This is a genomic window from Marinobacter adhaerens HP15 (assembly GCF_000166295.1).
Taxonomy (GTDB): domain Bacteria; phylum Pseudomonadota; class Gammaproteobacteria; order Pseudomonadales; family Oleiphilaceae; genus Marinobacter; species Marinobacter adhaerens.
In genome coordinates, this window is sequence record NC_017506.1 from 3,357,300 (window position 1) to 3,372,938 (window position 15,639).

Annotated in this window: 16 protein-coding genes and 1 other RNA gene; 11 read left to right on the forward strand and 6 right to left on the reverse strand. The window is 58.2% G+C overall.

Annotation, left to right across the window (positions count from 1 at the left end; genetic code table 11):
- Positions 1-10 precede the first annotated feature (10 nt).
- Positions 11-610 (reverse strand): UPF0149 family protein, encoded by a 600-nt coding sequence (locus HP15_RS15895; RefSeq protein ID WP_014578413.1) that lies wholly within the window; start codon positions 608-610, stop codon positions 11-13.
- Positions 611-746: 136 nt separating this feature from the next.
- Between HP15_RS15895 and HP15_RS15900 the strand changes: the two genes are divergently transcribed.
- Positions 747-1,310: a ZrgA family zinc uptake protein gene (locus HP15_RS15900; RefSeq protein WP_014578414.1), complete on the forward strand. Its 564-nt coding sequence runs from the start codon at positions 747-749 to the stop codon at positions 1,308-1,310.
- Positions 1,311-1,316: 6 nt separating this feature from the next.
- Here the strand turns inward: HP15_RS15900 and HP15_RS15905 are convergent, their stop codons facing one another.
- Positions 1,317-1,838 (reverse strand): DUF3299 domain-containing protein, encoded by a 522-nt coding sequence (locus HP15_RS15905; protein WP_169702176.1) that lies wholly within the window; start codon positions 1,836-1,838, stop codon positions 1,317-1,319.
- A 67-nt stretch (positions 1,839-1,905) separates the two neighbouring features.
- Between HP15_RS15905 and HP15_RS15910 the strand changes: the two genes are divergently transcribed.
- The 6 genes from HP15_RS15910 (at position 1,906) to HP15_RS15930 (ending at position 5,383) form a co-directional block, all read left to right on the forward strand.
- A complete protein-coding gene (locus tag HP15_RS15910; protein ID WP_041645650.1) occupies positions 1,906-2,622 on the forward strand; it encodes an ABC transporter ATP-binding protein in 717 nt (238 codons plus the stop codon).
- A complete protein-coding gene (locus HP15_RS15915; RefSeq protein WP_014578417.1) occupies positions 2,619-3,893 on the forward strand; it encodes an ABC transporter permease in 1,275 nt (424 codons plus the stop codon). The genes HP15_RS15910 and HP15_RS15915 overlap by 4 nt, the downstream gene beginning before the upstream one ends.
- Before the next feature lie 103 nt (positions 3,894-3,996).
- The gene (locus HP15_RS15920) at positions 3,997-4,203 is read left to right on the forward strand and encodes a TIGR02449 family protein (RefSeq protein WP_008170964.1); all 207 of its coding nucleotides are present in this window, start codon (positions 3,997-3,999) and stop codon (positions 4,201-4,203) included.
- Positions 4,203-4,499 (forward strand): cell division protein ZapA, encoded by a 297-nt coding sequence (locus tag HP15_RS15925; protein WP_014578418.1) that lies wholly within the window; start codon positions 4,203-4,205, stop codon positions 4,497-4,499. The genes HP15_RS15920 and HP15_RS15925 overlap by 1 nt, the downstream gene beginning before the upstream one ends.
- A 62-nt stretch (positions 4,500-4,561) precedes the next feature.
- A non-coding RNA gene (ssrS, locus tag HP15_RS22000) (6S RNA) lies at positions 4,562-4,743 on the forward strand.
- A 4-nt stretch (positions 4,744-4,747) separates the two neighbouring features.
- Complete coding sequence (locus HP15_RS15930; RefSeq protein WP_008170954.1) at positions 4,748-5,383, forward strand: 5-formyltetrahydrofolate cyclo-ligase; 636 nt, start codon at positions 4,748-4,750, stop codon at positions 5,381-5,383.
- Here the strand turns inward: HP15_RS15930 and HP15_RS22395 are convergent.
- Together HP15_RS22395 and ilvA are read right to left on the reverse strand one after the other, a co-directional pair.
- Positions 5,365-5,526 (reverse strand): hypothetical protein, encoded by a 162-nt coding sequence (locus tag HP15_RS22395; protein ID WP_008170953.1) that lies wholly within the window; start codon positions 5,524-5,526, stop codon positions 5,365-5,367. The genes HP15_RS15930 and HP15_RS22395 overlap by 19 nt on opposite strands.
- 282 nt (positions 5,527-5,808) lie before the next feature.
- A complete protein-coding gene (ilvA, locus tag HP15_RS15935; RefSeq protein ID WP_014578420.1) occupies positions 5,809-7,344 on the reverse strand; it encodes a threonine ammonia-lyase, biosynthetic in 1,536 nt (511 codons plus the stop codon).
- A gap of 151 nt (positions 7,345-7,495) precedes the next feature.
- Here ilvA and rpiA point away from each other — a divergent pair, with 151 nt between their 5' ends.
- The 3 genes from rpiA (at position 7,496) to ppa (ending at position 10,500) form a co-directional block, all read left to right on the forward strand.
- Entirely contained in the window at positions 7,496-8,176 is a 681-nt protein-coding gene (rpiA, locus tag HP15_RS15940) for a ribose-5-phosphate isomerase RpiA (protein WP_041645653.1), read from the forward strand.
- A gap of 146 nt (positions 8,177-8,322) precedes the next feature.
- Positions 8,323-9,462 carry an acyl-CoA dehydrogenase family protein gene (locus HP15_RS15945; protein ID WP_041645655.1) on the forward strand — a complete coding sequence of 380 codons (1,140 nt, stop codon included), beginning with the start codon at positions 8,323-8,325 and terminating at the stop codon, positions 9,460-9,462.
- A gap of 510 nt (positions 9,463-9,972) precedes the next feature.
- Positions 9,973-10,500 carry an inorganic diphosphatase gene (ppa, locus tag HP15_RS15950; protein WP_014578423.1) on the forward strand — a complete coding sequence of 176 codons (528 nt, stop codon included), beginning with the start codon at positions 9,973-9,975 and terminating at the stop codon, positions 10,498-10,500.
- Between the two features lie 82 nt (positions 10,501-10,582).
- Here the strand turns inward: ppa and HP15_RS15955 are convergent, their stop codons facing one another.
- Together HP15_RS15955 and HP15_RS15960 are read right to left on the reverse strand one after the other, a co-directional pair.
- The gene (locus HP15_RS15955; RefSeq protein WP_014578424.1) at positions 10,583-11,635 is read right to left on the reverse strand and encodes a DUF2333 family protein; all 1,053 of its coding nucleotides are present in this window, start codon (positions 11,633-11,635) and stop codon (positions 10,583-10,585) included.
- 7 nt (positions 11,636-11,642) lie between these two features.
- Positions 11,643-13,643 (reverse strand): bifunctional diguanylate cyclase/phosphodiesterase, encoded by a 2,001-nt coding sequence (locus tag HP15_RS15960; RefSeq protein WP_014578425.1) that lies wholly within the window; start codon positions 13,641-13,643, stop codon positions 11,643-11,645.
- A gap of 198 nt (positions 13,644-13,841) precedes the next feature.
- On the opposite strand from HP15_RS15960, the gene HP15_RS15965 reads away from it, so the two are divergent.
- Positions 13,842-15,455 carry a diguanylate cyclase gene (locus HP15_RS15965; protein ID WP_014578426.1) on the forward strand — a complete coding sequence of 538 codons (1,614 nt, stop codon included), beginning with the start codon at positions 13,842-13,844 and terminating at the stop codon, positions 15,453-15,455.
- The last annotated feature ends 184 nt before the right edge of the window (positions 15,456-15,639 follow it).

Below are 15,639 nucleotides of genomic sequence, written 5' to 3' on the forward strand. Positions count from 1 at the left end.
AGGACCCGGCTCAGTGCAGGGTCGGCGAATCAGACTTCGGTGGTTCAGGGGCGTTGAATTCAGTGAACACGGCGAGCGCCCCCAGCCGGATGTATTCGGTAATCTCCAGCAACTGCTGCTCGCTTTCGTCGTCCGCTTCTTCCTCTTCGGATAGCTGGCTGATGGCCACCATATCCTCGATCAGCTCCCGGATCTCGTCCGGCGCCTGGCCGAGTGACTCGCCGGCCGAAAGTGCCATACCCTCGAGAAATCCCCGCACCCAGGAAACCAGGGCTTCCAGCCGCTGCTCAATGGCATAGTCGTCATCCGGCAGTAAAGGATGGAAACTCATGTCTGCTGATTTCAAGAGCTCGAGGGTCTGTTCATAGGCTTTGTTCATGAACGGAGCGAGATCATCGGACTCTTCGGCCGCGTTCTCGGCCAGCCCCATGTGTTCACACACCATCGCCAGCCACTCCGGCTCTTCGATACGCGATCCGGCCGCCAGGCGACCACAGAGCGCGCCGTGCAATTCGGATGGGTGGCTGAATGCCTTGTGAGCTGTAAAAACGTTGGCCCAGCGCTCGAATTCTGCGGCGCGGGCAGCACCGGAAGTGTCGGTTTCTGACATGAAACAGGCGGATCCTGTGTTAATGGATTAGAGGTCTATCCTAGCATTCAGGCGGTGCCAAGGCACTGCCTGTTGATTTTTATCCGGCAAGCGAACAATATGTTATAACGTATCATTTTTGCCGAGAGATAAAGCCATGTCCTTACGAGCCAAAACCTGCTTCTTCCTGGCTGGCGCCGCTATTGCAAGCGCTGGCCCTGCGTTTGCCAGCGACAATCCAGGTGCTCACCAGCACGGTCATGCCGAACTACAACTGGCCATCGAGGGAGAGCAGATTGATCTCCTGTTCACATCGCCGGCCTACAACCTGCTGGGGTTCGAGCATCGTGCCCGTTCGGACGACCAGAAAGCACTGGTTAACGACGTAACCAACTGGCTTGGACAGACCCCCCTTGCGAACACCAGTGAGGGGGGCTGCACCGTCATGAATGCGGTAGTGCATCATCAGGCAGGTGGCGATGATCACGGACACAGTCATGGGCATGACCATGATCATCCGGACGAATCATCCCACTCGGATTTCGAAGTCACCCAGACCCTGAGCTGTCCGGGCCTGAGCTCATCCCAGGCGCTTGCAACACCCATTACAACCCGGTTTTCCGGAATAGAGCATCTCGGCGTTCAGTGGGTATGGCCAGAAGGTCAGGGATCAGCCCGTCTGGGCCACGGACAAAGCACGTTTGAACTCCGCAGCCGATGACAGCGTCTATTCTTCGTACGGCTCAACCCCGGTTGCGACCATAGAATAGGAAGACGTTCCGATGTCGTTTTCGGTGCGGTCAATTACCAGCTTGCCTTCGATCCACACCGGATCGTACAGGGCTTCGAGCGTGAAACCTTTCTTGTACTTGACGTGAATGATCTGATTGGGGGGCGGTGGCGGAACATGAATACAGGCGCCGTAGTAGGGCACCAGGAAGAACTCCAGGATGCGCATGTCCTCGGTTGTCTTGAGGGGCACCACGAAGCCGGGAATGCGGCCTTCAACATTGCCCATTTCCGGCACAACCCGACCGGTCATGATCTCATCCGGCAGCAGCGGCGGGCCATCGCCCTCGTGCTCAATCTCTGGCATATTCTCCAGCAGCGCCAGATCCTCGGCGGGCATCAGTTCAAGCCAGTCGATCTCCCGGGTTTCAGTCCGGCCTGTTGATGGAAGTACACACACCAGGGTAAGCGCGATGAAAAAAGGCAGCGCAAAGCGCGAATGTGCCGGGGCAGACATCATTGGACCAAAGACTCCTGAGATTACTATCCGCAAACCGCCATCATACACCGGGCCGACGGCAACCAACATGACCAGCAAGACAGACTCAGCCAGCAACAGTTCCCGAAGCACAGAAACTGCGATGGAAGTCAGCGGGCTCGCCTTTTCCTGGGATCCTGTCCAGCCCCGCCTCAGCTTTCCGGACATCATACTGAAACGCGGCGAACACCTTTTCCTGCACGGCCCGAGCGGCAGTGGCAAAAGCACGCTGCTCAGCCTGTTGGCAGGCATGCTTCGGCCGGCCTCTGGCACTGTCCGCGTACTCGGAACCGATATCCACCGGCTCGGTGCCGGCGCCCGCGACCAGTTCCGGGCCGACCACATGGGCGTGATCTTCCAGCAGTTCAATCTGGTGCCCTACCTGAGCACACGAGCCAACGTCACCCTGCCCTGCGGACTTTCTGAACTGCGCAGAGAGCGCACCGAACCGACCGTCGAAGACGAGGCTGAGAGATTGCTTGCCGCCCTGTCCATCCCCGCGGACCACTGGCAGAGGAAAGTCATCAGGCTGAGTATTGGCCAGCAGCAACGTATCGCAGCCGCCCGGGCGCTGATTGGCGCGCCCGGCCTGATTCTCGCGGACGAGCCGACTTCCGCACTGGATGCCGACAACCGGGACCGGTTCCTGGAACTGCTTCTAACTCTTGCGCACCGGCACAACACCTCGGTTCTGTTCGTCAGTCACGACCAGTCCCTGGCCCGCCATTTCGATAATCAGCTGGAACTGCAGGGTGACCGGACATGAAAGCACGCCTGGCCCTGACACTCGCCCTGGCCAGCCTCTGGCACCGGAAAAGAGTACTGGCCCTGGTGTGCCTGACCCTGACCCTGAGCGTTTCCCTGTTGCTGGGCATCCAATACCTCCGCACGGAGGTCAAGCAGTCCTTCACCAGCACCATCAACGGTACAGACCTGATCATCGGCGCCCGAAGTGGCCAGTTGAACCTGCTGTTGTACACCGTGTTTCATATTGGCGATGCCACCAACAACATTCGCTGGTCGACCTATCAGGGCCTGAAACAGGATAACCGCCTGGCCTGGCTGATTCCGATTTCCCTGGGAGACAGCTACCGGGGTAATCGTGTGGTCGCCACAGATGAGAACTTTTTCAAGCACTTCCGCTACGGCCGCGACCTGCCCCTCGAACTGGATGAAGGCCAGTGGTTTGAAGGCGTCTTTGATGTAGTGTTGGGTGCCGGCGTTGCCCGCTCGCTGGCGCATCAGGTGGGTGAGCAGATCGTGCTATCCCATGGCGGTGGACGCACCAGTTTCTCCAACCACGAAGACACGCCGTTTACCGTCACCGGCATACTGGCGCCCACTGGCACGCCGGTGGACCAGGCCGTGTATATCAGCCTGGATGGCATGGAGGCCATGCACGTAGGCTGGGAATCCGGGGTCGCCATCCCCGGACGGACAATCACACCGGAGCAGGCAAAGGGCCGAGATTTCACACCCGATGCCATTACCGCCGTGTTCGTTGGTATCGACCGGCAAATCCTGACCTTCCGCATACAGCGGGAAATCAACCAGTTTGCCGGCGAGCCGCTCTCGGCCATACTTCCGGGAGTCGCCCTCAGTGAACTCTGGCGGCTGATGGGCCAGTTTGAGCGAGCACTACTGGGCATAACCGGTTTTGTCGTGGTAACCAGCCTGATCGGACTGATTGCCGTACTTCTGACCCTCCAGGCCCAGCGGGCCCATGAAATTGCGGTGCTGCGGGCAACCGGTGCCTCTCCGGCGTTGATTGCCTCACTTTACATCCTCGAGTGCGTGGCTCTTGCCCTTGCCGCCTGCGTGATGGCTTTGGCCCTTGGCATGGCGGGCCTTGCACTGTCGAGCCCATGGTTACTGGCCAACTATGGCCTGCAGATTGAGCTTCGCCCATTAACGCCCGAGGAATGGACGTTAATGGCCCTGGTTCCGGTTGCCGCCTTCACCGTGGCGCTGATACCCGCCTTCAACACATGGCGCCAGAGCCGCCGGCTGGGCTTTGGCGAGGCAGCAGATCAGTGATGGGCATCACGCAGGGAACGCAATGACAAGCCTGTAAATTGACCGACTTAGCGTCCACACTTATAGTTGAGCTTAATATCATAAAACCACTGCTGGGCACGTCATGGAACAGTCCGAAGTACAGGCATTAGCGGACAAGCTGGACAGGCTGATTGAACGCTGTCAGAAACTTGAGCGGGACAACGCCACATTGCGGGAACTGCAGGACGACTGGAACCGGGAACGGGCCCAGCTGGTGCAGAAGAACGATCACGCGAAGCACAAGATCGAAGCAATGATCAGCCGCCTTAGGGCCCTGGAGCATCACTGATGGCACAGCAATCCACCACGGTTGAGGTGAAAATCCTCGACAAGGAATACCTGGTCGCCTGCCCCGAGGAAGAACAGGAGGCACTGCTGCGTGCCGCCCGACATCTGGACAGCAAAATGCGGGAAATCCGCGCCGGCGGCAAGGTTTTTGGTACCGAGCGCATTGCTGTAATGGCCGCTCTCAACATTACCCACGAACTGCTCGAGCGCGACACCATGTCCGATGCCACCAGCACCTTGCTGCGAGCCATGGACAACAAACTGGACGGAGCGCTGGGTGATGGCTCCGGTCGTTAAATCCCCGGAGAATCTCAGACAGGTGTTGCAATCGGCCCCGACACTGCCCGTATAATGAGAACAACTTCCTGGGCTGTTCGGGATAGTCGGATACGTCCTCGAGCCGATGCGCACTACCCAGGTGGCTACGTCAGGGCATTGTGAGCACGTCCCCGACAGGGGAAAGCCTAATATGTCACAGCGGCCACCGACCTTGAACTTTGGGTTCAAGGGCCACATCCGATAACGGCAGCCCGGGAAGCTTTATTTTGAGCCAGTTTATCGAGCCTCAACCGTTCCAGTCCCACCCTGATACCCTGTCGCGCAGTGAACTTCGCAAACGCCTGCGGCAGAATCGTCGCGACCTGAGCGCTGAAAAACAGCAACAGGCCGCCGAGCACCTGGCCCTCAATCTGCTGAAGAATCCAGACCTGCACCGGGCCCGGCACATTGCCATTTATCTGCCCAACGACGGCGAAATTGATCCCCACGTATACTTGGACATCGCCCGGCGCAAGGGCATCCGCTTCTACCTGCCGGTGCTCCATCCGATTCATGAAGGCAGGCTGGTGTTCAGCCCCTACTACGACGGCGTGGAACTCACCGCCAACCGGTTTGGCATCCCCGAGCCAGGATTCAGCAAAGGCCTGCGGCGCCCGGCCTGGGCACTGGATGCAGTACTGTTTCCGTTAGTGGGGTTTGACGAACAGGGCGGAAGACTGGGGATGGGGGGAGGCTTTTACGACAGAACGTTTGCCTTCAGCCGGATACGGCCAAGGCTGGCGCCAAAGCTGATTGGCCTGGCCCACGATTTCCAGAAAGTTAAGAAACTGCCAATAGAGCCCTGGGACGTGCCCCTTCACAGCGTAGTGACCGATAAGCGACGTTACCGGTTCAGCGGCTGATTCATGACCTGAACGGAGCCAACCAGATTGGCCGCTCGTGCGTCTTTATCTTCGGAGGCGTGGATGGATGTGAAACCAGTAATCACAAGGCCGATGGCAAAAATCAGCACAATGGCTTTGATGATGTCAGGCTTGCCGCCCATGGCTTCAGTTCCTCAAGATGCAGTTTTGAAATTGTTGGTAAATCAGTGAGCTATTCTTGCTTTCAAGAATCAGAAGAAAGACTAACACCTATCTTCGGTTTTACAATTTTTCACAGATTAAACTTCCGTAAGCTTTCTCAGAGCTTACGAAACGGTTGGGGACACCCTTTCTGAAACTGAGCGGAGCCATGGATGGCGGAGCCCAAGCGACACAAGGATGTGCCGCCAGGAGCGTGTTTCTGAAAGGGTGTTCACAACCGGTTCCCGCACTGAACTCACGAGCTAGGAGGACCGGGCGTTACCCTGCCCGAGAAACAACTGATAGGCCTCATTATCCGTCATGTTTTCATAGCGGAAACCGACCTTGTCGAGCATTTTCTCGAAGTCCTGCACCTCGTGGTCGTCCACCTGGGCGCCCAGCAGAACACGGCTGTAGGCTGCACCGTGGTTGCGGTAGTGGAACATGGAGATATTCCAGCGGGTACCAAGAGACATCAGGAACTTCAGCAACGCCCCCGGACGCTCCGGGAACTCGAACTGGAACACCTTTTCGTTGGTGATGGTAGGCGCGTGACCGCCCACCATGTGACGGATGTGCTGCTTGGCCAGATCGCTGTCGGTTAAATCGACCACCGAGTATCCGCTCTCCCGAAGATCCTGAACCAGATCCTCGCGGCCGTGGCCACCCGCGGCAATCTGGATGCCAACGAAAATCGTGGCATTGGTAGCATCGGCGTAGCGGTAATTGAACTCGGTGATGCTGCGCTTGTGCAGGGCGTTGATGAAGGTCTTGAAGGCGCCCGGTTTCTCCGGAATGGTCACCGCCAGGATGGCCTCGCGTTTCTCGCCCACTTCCGTGCGTTCGGAGATGTAGCGCAGACGGTCGAAGTTCATGTTGGCACCGCTCAGGGTGGCAATCAGGTTCTCGCCCTCGACTTTCTCGCGCTCGATGTATTTCTTGATGCCGGCCACACCCAGGGCACCGGCCGGCTCGGCAATGGATCGGGTATCCTCGAACACATCCTTGATGGCCGCGCAGATTTCGTCGGTGGATACGGTGATCACCTCGTCCACGTGGTCCTTGCAGATCTCCCAGGGGTACTTACCAATCTGCTTGACTGCCACTCCATCAGCAAAGATGCCCACTTCATCGAGCACCACGCGCTTGCCCGCTTTCATGGCGGCCTGGAGGCAGTTGGAGTCCTCCGGTTCGACACCAATCACCTTGATCTCGGGGCGCAGATACTTGATGTAAGCGGCCATGCCGGCAATCAGCCCGCCGCCGCCAACACAGATGAAGATGGCGTGGATCGGCTTGCTGAACTGCCACATAATTTCCATGGCCACCGTGCCCTGGCCGGCGATCACATCGGGATCATCGTACGGCGGAATGTAGGTGTAGCCGTGCTTTGCGATCAACTCCTGAGCGTGGGCCGCCGCCTCGTCGAAGGCATCGCCCTTGAGAACCACCTTGGCACCGTGATCCCGTACCGAACGCACTTTGATCTCCGGCGTGGTCTGCGGCATCACAATTACCGCCTTGATCCCGAGATTCTTGGCAGCCAGCGCCACACCCTGGGCATGATTTCCCGCCGAGGCACAGATGACACCCTTGGCCTTCTGCTCCTCGGAAAGCTGCGCAATCCGGTTATAGGCACCACGAATCTTGAAGGAAAACACCGGCTGAAGATCTTCACGCTTGAGCAGAATATTGTTGCCAAAGCGCTTGGACAGACTGCGGGCTTCAGTCAGGGGTGTTTCGATGGCCACGTCATAGACGCGCGCATCGAGAATCTTCTTGATGTAGCGTTGCGGCATAGCAGTTCCGGCTTTTGGTCGATGTGTGAGTGATGACTGGCTGAGAAAAACCCACAGTGTAGAAAGTTTGCACGGCAGCCGTCTATAAGCAGAGGGCTCTTAAGCGCTATAATGCCGGCAAAGCCAACCTGATTTGCAGCCGGAGCCAATGATGAACCAGGACGAACTGAAAAAAGCCGTCGCCAAAGCCGCCATTGATTACATTGCTCCTCGTCTTGATAGCGAGAGCGTGATCGGTGTGGGCACCGGTAGCACGGCCAATTTCTTCATCGACATGCTCGCGGAATTCAAGACCGAGTTTGACGGCGCCGTTGCCAGCTCGGAGGCCACCGCCGAGCGTCTGAAAAGCCACGGCATCCCGGTTTACGACCTTAACAGTGCCGGAGAACTGGAGTTCTACGTGGATGGCGCTGACGAAACCAACGACCGCCTGGAACTGATCAAAGGCGGCGGTGCCGCGCTGACCCGGGAAAAAATCGTGGCCGCGGTTGCCAAGACCTTCATCTGCATTGCCGATGACTCCAAGATGGTCGGCATATTGGGCAAATTCCCTCTTCCGGTAGAGGTCATCCCCATGGCCCGGAGCCATGTTGGCCGGGAAATCGTGAAACTGGGCGGTGACCCGGTCTATCGGGAAGGGGTAGTGACCGACAACGGCAACATTATCATCGACGTCCACAACATGGACATTTCCCAACCGATCCGGGTCGAAGAAAAACTCAACAACATCGTCGGCGTGGTCACCAATGGCCTGTTCGCCCTCCGCCGCGCTGATCTCCTGCTGCTGGGAACCAAGGACGGCGTGAAAAGCATCTCCAGCGAAGGCGCCTGACCGACTTCTGTCGCTCCTCGATGTCGAAGCTGGCCTTTCGGGCCAGCTTTTTTATTGCCTGAATGAACGAACAACCAAGCGCTTGCTTGGTAATAATATTTAGGCGACACTGCTTCCCATTGATTCCGATCAGGGAGAGCCAGACCGTGTCCGAATACTTCAACGAAACCCATCAGCAGGTCCGCGCGACCGCCCGCAAGTTCATCGAAACCCACGTATTGCCGCACATCGACGACTGGGAAGAAGCGGGTGAATTTCACCGGGATCTCTACAAAAAAGCCGGGGATGCAGGTTTGTTGGGCATTGGCTTTCCGGAAGCATTGGGGGGCATCGGGGAAGGCGACATTTTCCTGAAAGTAGCCGTTTCTGAAGAGCTTATGCGCTCCACATCAGGCGGCCTCGTCGCTGGCCTGGGGTCTCTGGATATCGGGCTGCCACCAGTCGCCAGATGGGCAAAAAAGGACATCCGTGAACAGATCGTGCCGCCGGTGCTGCGGGGCGAAAAAATTGCCGCCCTGGCAGTGACCGAACCCGGCGGAGGTTCCGATGTCGCCAACCTCAAAACCCGGGCCGTCCGCGACGGCGACCATTACATTGTAAACGGCAGCAAAACCTTCATCACCAGCGGCATGCGCGCCGACCACTACACCGTGGCCGTACGTACCGGCGGCGAGGGCCATGGAGGCATCAGCCTGTTGTTGATCGACCGGGACATGCCCGGATTCTCCACCGGCAAGAAACTGCGAAAAATGGGCTGGTGGGCCAGCGATACCGCCGAGCTGTTTTTCGAGGACTGCCGCGTGCCGGCCGACCGCCTGATCGGCGCCGAAAACGCCGGCTTCATCGCCATCATGAGCAATTTCCTGTTCGAGCGTCTCAGCCTGGCCATCATGGCCTACATGACCGCCCAACTGGCCTACGAAGCGGCGCTGGAATACACCCAACAACGCACGGCGTTCGGCCGCAATATCACGGGCTTCCAGGTGACCCGCCACAAGCTTGTGGATATGGCGACCCAGATCGACGTAGCCCGGGAATACACCTACCGCTGCGCCGCCCTGATGCAGGCGGGCAAAAACCCCATCAAGGAAGTGGCGATGGCCAAGAACTTCTCGGTGGATGTCTGCGAAAAGGTCACCCGGGAAGCAGTGCAGCTGTTCGGTGGCATGGGGTACATGCGGGAAACCGTCGTCGAGCGCCTCTATCGTGACGCCAAGATTCTCTCCATCGGCGGCGGCACCACCGAGATCATGAAGGAGCTCATTGCCAAGCAGATCAAGCTCTGAGCTGTGGGTTCCGCGTTCGCCCTCTTGTCCTGACCCAGCCTGCTGGGTTTTGGTGGCGGGGCATGTCAGTGGCTGTTCCAAAACACGCTACGAGCACATCCATGTGCGCTTGTTTCGGGCCATCCATGGCCCTCTACAGTTTTGGAACAGCCACTGACACGCCCCGTTCGAACACTTTGCAATCCTCGTGTTGAATATTGCGTTCTTTGTTTCGGGTTTACTTCAACGGTTTTCCTCAAAGGTTCGGGCGGGTATCTGGCGGGGCTATCCGAAAACGTGGAGCGCCAGGGATGGCGCGACCGAGCCCTACATGGACGTATTCACGGGCGCTTTTCGGAAAGCCCTGCCAGATGGCCGCTTGCACCAAACATAAAGGCCAAGCGATACCAGCAACCAAGCCAAAAACCAACGACCAAGGTTTAGTTTCGAACTGCAGGATACTCCCGTATAATTGCGCCCACTTTTTAACCGCAGTTAAACGTACCTTTAACGTACCAGGAAGGATCGCACATGCAATTCGACAACATCCCCGCAGGCAAGAACCCGCCTGAAGACATCTACGTTGCTATCGAAATCCCGGCCAACAGCTCCCCGGTGAAGTACGAACTGGACAAAGACATGGGCGCCCTGCTGGTAGACCGGTTCATGGCGACCCCCATGTTCTACCCGGCCAACTACGGTTTCATCCCGCACACCCTGGCCGACGACGGTGACCCCCTGGACGTACTGGTTGTAACCCCCTACCCGATCCAGGCCGGTTCCGTGATTCGCTGCCGCCCGGTGGGTGTGCTGAACATGGAAGACGAAGCCGGTGGTGACGCCAAGCTGGTTGCAGTTCCCCATGACAAGCTGACCACCACCTACCATGACGTGAAGGAAATTGACGATCTGCCCGAGCTGCTGCGCGACCAGATCAAACATTTCTTCGAGAACTACAAGACGCTCGAGCCCGGCAAGTGGGTAAAAGTGCAAGGCTGGGACAACGCCGACGCCGCCAAAAAAGCCATCGTGGATTCCGTGAACGCCTACAAAGGCTGAGCCGGACTCCTCTTGGTTTAATGGCATAAAAAAACCGGGCTTCGCGCCCGGTTTTTTGTTTCTGGATCGAACTCTCCTGTCATCAACCCCGGGACAACAGGTCCCGCATGTCACTGATCGCCGAGTTGGCGCGGGAAAGGTAGGCAGCCATGGTCAGCGAGTGGTTGGCCAGTACGCCAAAGCCGCTGCCATTGAGAATCACCGGGCTCCACATTTCGCCCTGAGCGCCCTCAAGCTCGATGATCACCTGCCGTACGCTGGCCATGGCGTTCTTGTCCTGCAGCACTTTCCGGAAATCCACTTCAATTGCCCGGAAGATGTGCAGAAGCGCCCAGGAGCTGCCGCGGGCCTCATAGAAAACGTCATCAATCTTGGTCCAGGGTGTCTTCACATCTTCTCCGGTCGCTTCCTCAGCAAGAGGATCACCGGAATTCATGGTGATCACGGAATCTGATACCGATGCCTTGCCTACACTCTCACCAAGGGTACGGGACAGACTCCCCAGGCGAGTCTCCAGGTCTGCCAGCCAGTTGCTCAGGTTATCCGCTCGAGCAAAAAACTGGGCGTCGGCCTGTTCCGGGCTCGACAGCCGGTCAAGGTAACGCTTCAGAGCGGTAATACCCCGACGGTACTCGGCCTCGGTAGACGGGATTGCCCAGCTCTCGCTGTCGAAATGGAACTGGGGCTCGGCGATCGTCAGATCCCGATCTTCCGCGGACTGGCTTTGCGAGCGGCTGATGTCCTTGCGCATGGCGCGCGAAAGATCCCGAAGCTGAACCAGAACGCCGTACTCCCAGTTGGGCATGTTATCCAGCCACAGTCCTGGCGGGAAAATGTCGTTGGAAATATAGCCACCAGGCTTGTCTAACAGAGTTTCTGCGATACGAATCATGGTGACCGTGGTGGCAAAGCCGGTAATCGGCTCCCTTTCCATGGTGTTGGCCACCGACCTCGTGTGCTCGCGCACCGAGAAAGTGTCCGGCTCGCTGCTCCAGATCATGCCGAGCACCAGCGCCACCAGCAGGTAGACCACAACCAACGCCAGAATCAGTTTGCCAATTACGCCGCTGCCACCGGCATAATCCTGAACATCGTCTTTCTTGTCCTTGAAGTACTGTCTGATTTTGCCTGGCATATGACTTTTAATCCCCTGTCTGTTGATTGTCAGCGGCAAACGGCCTGCCCAGATGGTAACCCATGGCCCCGTCGATACCCAGTTTACAGAGTACCGAGTATTCCGCGGCAGTTTCCACTCCTGTGGCGAAGACTTTCACGCCACGACTGTGAGCGATGGCCACCACAGACTCAAGGTAGAAGCGGTTATCTTCATGGGTGTCGATATTGTGGATGAAGCTGTTGTCGATACGCAGGGCCTGAAACCTCAGATTTCTCAGGTAACTGAACGGTACGCCTCCCACCCCGAAGCGGTCGACCAGTACCGGAACACCGAGTCGCCCCAACGCCCGGACCAGTAGGCCCACCGCGGTCCGGTGGTGATGGATTGCCTGTTCTGAAATACCGATCCAGAGATTCCGTGCCGGCGAACCAGCCTGCCGCAGCTGGTCCAGCAAATCCGTGCGAAACGCCTCGCTGGCCACGGAGGCATTGCCAAGCGAGACCGCCAGCGGCTGATCCGGGCTCTGTTTAAGGCGATCGAGCACCCGCTGGACCAGCAGACGATCAAGTTCCGAGATCAGCCCGAAACGCTCAGCCATTGGTACAAAAGTGCCTGCCTTCAAGGCCCCTTCGGCGGAATCGATCCGGGAAAACACCTGATGATAGACCGGCATGAGCCGGCCCTCGTTCACCATGGGCTGGAGCCACAGCGACAGAGCCTGCCGGCGGATCGCCTGACTGATAATCACCCGCCAGGTTTCGAGGTTGTGATGGCCGTCTTTCTCAGGGTCAGCCAGATGGCAGCCACTCTCGGCCCTGCTCTGGGCAGCGCGCAATGCTTCGTCCGCGGCCGCCATCAGATCCCGGGCACCACGACCCTCAAGCGTTCTCGCCAGCCCGGCATGAACAGAGGTGTCCATCGGCGAAGCAAGATCTGCATATACCCCATCGAGGTCCGTGACCAACTGACGACACCAGACACCGGCATCAGCCGGCATCGCACCGGGCAGAAAAATGGCAAATTCGGCGCCCGTTCGGCGCCCGGCAAACGACCCGGCATGCTGCATGACGAATTCGCCAATCCAGGTTGCTACCCTCAGCAGCAACCGGTCGGCCTCGCTCCGGCCATAGGCCTGGTTATATCCCGAAAAGTCGGCCAGTTGAATCAGCATGAGAATTCCGGGTGCCGCCTTTTCCTCGGACTCCACCTCCACCTTCAGGCGCTGGTCGAAGGCACTCCTGCTGGCCAGCCCGGTGACCGAATCCTCGTTGTTTACCCGGCGCAGGTGCTGAATGAGTTTCGCCTGGCCTTCGAAGAGCTGGCCGAGGTCATCCGCCATCCGGTTCATGGCGTCGGTCACCTGATTGATCTCGCGGGTCGACTTGATAGAGACCCGCCTCCTGAAATCCCGCTGCCCGAGTGCCTTTGCCTGATCCTCCAGTGCATGAAGCGGGCGCAGGGTACGACGAAGCAGAAGGAAAACCGCAAACAGTCCAATCCCCCCGATGACGGCAGTACTGGCAGTCAACCCGACGGTGATTCGCCAGAGGTCCTCATAGGCGCGACCGGGATGGCTGATTACCTGCACGGTTCCCAGACGGCTCCAGCCACGGACGACTTCTGCCTCGGCAACTGGCAGCGGAAGATCTGCGAGGTCGCGGAACCAGGCGGGAACAGCCACTTTATTGAGCGTCATGGCCCGACCGGCAACCTGCTCGCCCTGATGATTCAGATAGCTGACTGACAGGTAGCGGCCACTATCAAACACCGCATCAATGAGGGAGGCGGAGGCGACCGGATCGCGGCCGTCGATAGCATTGGACAGGGACAACCCGATGGCCGTGGCCCCGTCACGGGCATGACCTGCCAGCTGATCCGAGACATAGTCCCGGAAATAACCGTAGCTGGTGATAAACACCGCAACCAACAGGGTAACCAGCAGACTTCCGGTCAACACCAGAAGCAGGGTTCGCAATGTGACCGCACCCTGTTGCGTCTGCTTCAGGGGGATGTGCTTCCGTGCCATGGGGAGTTTCTCCGCATTGGCTGTGAGCCAGCCGGCCAGGTGTTTGTGACCTGCACCGCAGAGTTGACAAACATTTACATAGCGCAACCTACGCCGACAACATTAAACACTATAGACTCTGCAAAAGGACTAAGGTTGAAAAATCGTCCACACCGGGAAAGGACGACCAATAACGAAAAAGAGACAGGCTCGAGCAACATGAACGACGAAAGCCAGAAAGAAAAACTCAGGCAGCATTTCGCACGCCGTGTGACAACCCAGGCCCGGGTTGTTCTGGATACCTGGCAGAAAATTCACGAGGACCGGGACAAGGCTTCGGCCCACCGCAACGAGTTCGCGGCGGCTACGGACAAACTGGTGCGCTACGCCCAGCGGTTTGAAATGGACAGCCACGCCCGGGCCGGTCAGACCACGCTGGCGCTGATCAACCAGTGGGAACCCGGATCTGCCCTGAACGAGAGCCTCGAGCGACAACTGCAGGATGCCATCGAGACCCTGTCCCAGAGCACTCTGCGCAGGACCGACCTCAACAGTTCTGAAGCGCCCCACCAATTTCGTCGAACCCCGGTTTACATTGCCCTGGCCAACCAGGAAATGGCAGCCCGCCTGATCCGGCAGCTGGAATTCTTCGGCTTCCGGGCATCCGCTTTTGCCAATGCCGATGAACTGACCGAAGCCTGCGCACTGCACAAGCCGGAAACCATCCTGGTAGACGTCAATTTCGGCGGCTCGCCCAATGCCGGCATTACCACCATCGAACGCCTGCAGGAACGACACGATACGCCGATTCCGATTATTTTCATGAGTGACGAGGACGGGTCTATCGAGACCCGTCTGCAGGCCTCCCGCTGCGGCGGGGAAGAGTTCTTCTACCCTGCTGTCGATCCGGGGCAGCTGATCGAAAAGATCGAGACCTACACCCACGGCAACACCGTGGAGCCCTACAAGGTCCTGGTTCTGGATGATTCCCGGGCCCAGGCAAAATATATGGAAACGGTGTTGAAGAAAGCGGGTATGACCGCCCACATCATCACCGACCCGATGCAGATCATCCACGCCCTGGAGGAGTTCTCGCCGGAGATCATCATCCTGGACATGTATATGCCGGGCTGTACGGGCATGGAAATCGCCCGGGTGATCCGCCAGCAGGACCGTTTTCACAGCGTGCCCATCATTTACCTCTCGGCCGAGGAAGACGTGACGAAACAGCTCCATGCCATGAGCCTGGGCGGCGACGACTTCCTGACCAAACCGATCGACCCGAAACACCTGATTGCCACGATCCACAATCGCGGGCGACGTGCCCGCTCGTTGCTGGCCCTGATGATTCGCGACAGCCTGACGGGCCTGTTCAACCACACCCACACCCTCCACCTGCTGGACCAGGAGATCGTGCGGGCGCGCCAGAAAGAACAGCCGCTATGCTTTGCGATGATCGACATCGACTATTTCAAGAAGGTGAACGACACCTTTGGCCACCCGATCGGCGACCGGGTGCTGCGCAGCCTGTCGATGTTCCTCAAACAACGCCTGCGCAAGACCGACCACATCGGCCGCTACGGTGGTGAGGAATTTGCCATCATCCTGCCCAACACCCGCCCGAGCGATGCCCGGAACGTTCTCAATGAAATCCGGGAGCGGTTCTCCGAGTTGCAGCAACCGGCCGGCGACCGGGAATTCAATGTCACCTTCAGTTGTGGCATCGCAGCCTGGGACGACAACACCTCACAGGCACTGTGCGAGCGGGCCGACCGTGCGCTGTACAGCTCCAAGGAGCTTGGCCGCAACTGCGTAACCCTGGCCGATTCCTGAATCCGGGCCGTGCCGCGGCCCGAATTCCTCCCCCCAGACTTTTCAGACAATTTTCGGTCGGGCATGGCTCAGTCACTGCCCGGCTGCTACCTTTTATGAAACCAACGTCGTATGGAAGTTCGTTCCGCCGTTCACGACAATGATTGTCATCAGCGGAAAGATCCCGTTTCGATTCATTTGCCGT

What these genes read in the sequence shown, in the direction of transcription:
- HP15_RS15895 (WP_014578413.1), bottom strand. Translation starts at nt 610, where the DNA reads ATGTCAGAAACCGACACTTCCGGTGCTGCCCGCGCCGCAGAATTCGAG.
- ppa (WP_014578423.1), top strand. Translation starts at nt 9,973, where the DNA reads ATGCAATTCGACAACATCCCCGCAGGCAAGAACCCGCCTGAAGACATC.
- HP15_RS15955 (WP_014578424.1), bottom strand. Translation starts at nt 11,635, where the DNA reads ATGCCAGGCAAAATCAGACAGTACTTCAAGGACAAGAAAGACGATGTT.
- rpiA (WP_041645653.1), top strand. Translation starts at nt 7,496, where the DNA reads ATGAACCAGGACGAACTGAAAAAAGCCGTCGCCAAAGCCGCCATTGAT.
- ilvA (WP_014578420.1), bottom strand. Translation starts at nt 7,344, where the DNA reads ATGCCGCAACGCTACATCAAGAAGATTCTCGATGCGCGCGTCTATGAC.
- HP15_RS15905 (WP_169702176.1), bottom strand. Translation starts at nt 1,838, where the DNA reads ATGATGTCTGCCCCGGCACATTCGCGCTTTGCGCTGCCTTTTTTCATC.
- HP15_RS15960 (WP_014578425.1), bottom strand. Translation starts at nt 13,643, where the DNA reads ATGGCACGGAAGCACATCCCCCTGAAGCAGACGCAACAGGGTGCGGTC.
- HP15_RS15910 (WP_041645650.1), top strand. Translation starts at nt 1,906, where the DNA reads ATGACCAGCAAGACAGACTCAGCCAGCAACAGTTCCCGAAGCACAGAA.
- HP15_RS15915 (WP_014578417.1), top strand. Translation starts at nt 2,619, where the DNA reads ATGAAAGCACGCCTGGCCCTGACACTCGCCCTGGCCAGCCTCTGGCAC.
- HP15_RS15920 (WP_008170964.1), top strand. Translation starts at nt 3,997, where the DNA reads ATGGAACAGTCCGAAGTACAGGCATTAGCGGACAAGCTGGACAGGCTG.
- HP15_RS15925 (WP_014578418.1), top strand. Translation starts at nt 4,203, where the DNA reads ATGGCACAGCAATCCACCACGGTTGAGGTGAAAATCCTCGACAAGGAA.
- HP15_RS15965 (WP_014578426.1), top strand. Translation starts at nt 13,842, where the DNA reads ATGAACGACGAAAGCCAGAAAGAAAAACTCAGGCAGCATTTCGCACGC.
- HP15_RS15900 (WP_014578414.1), top strand. Translation starts at nt 747, where the DNA reads ATGTCCTTACGAGCCAAAACCTGCTTCTTCCTGGCTGGCGCCGCTATT.
- HP15_RS22395 (WP_008170953.1), bottom strand. Translation starts at nt 5,526, where the DNA reads ATGGGCGGCAAGCCTGACATCATCAAAGCCATTGTGCTGATTTTTGCC.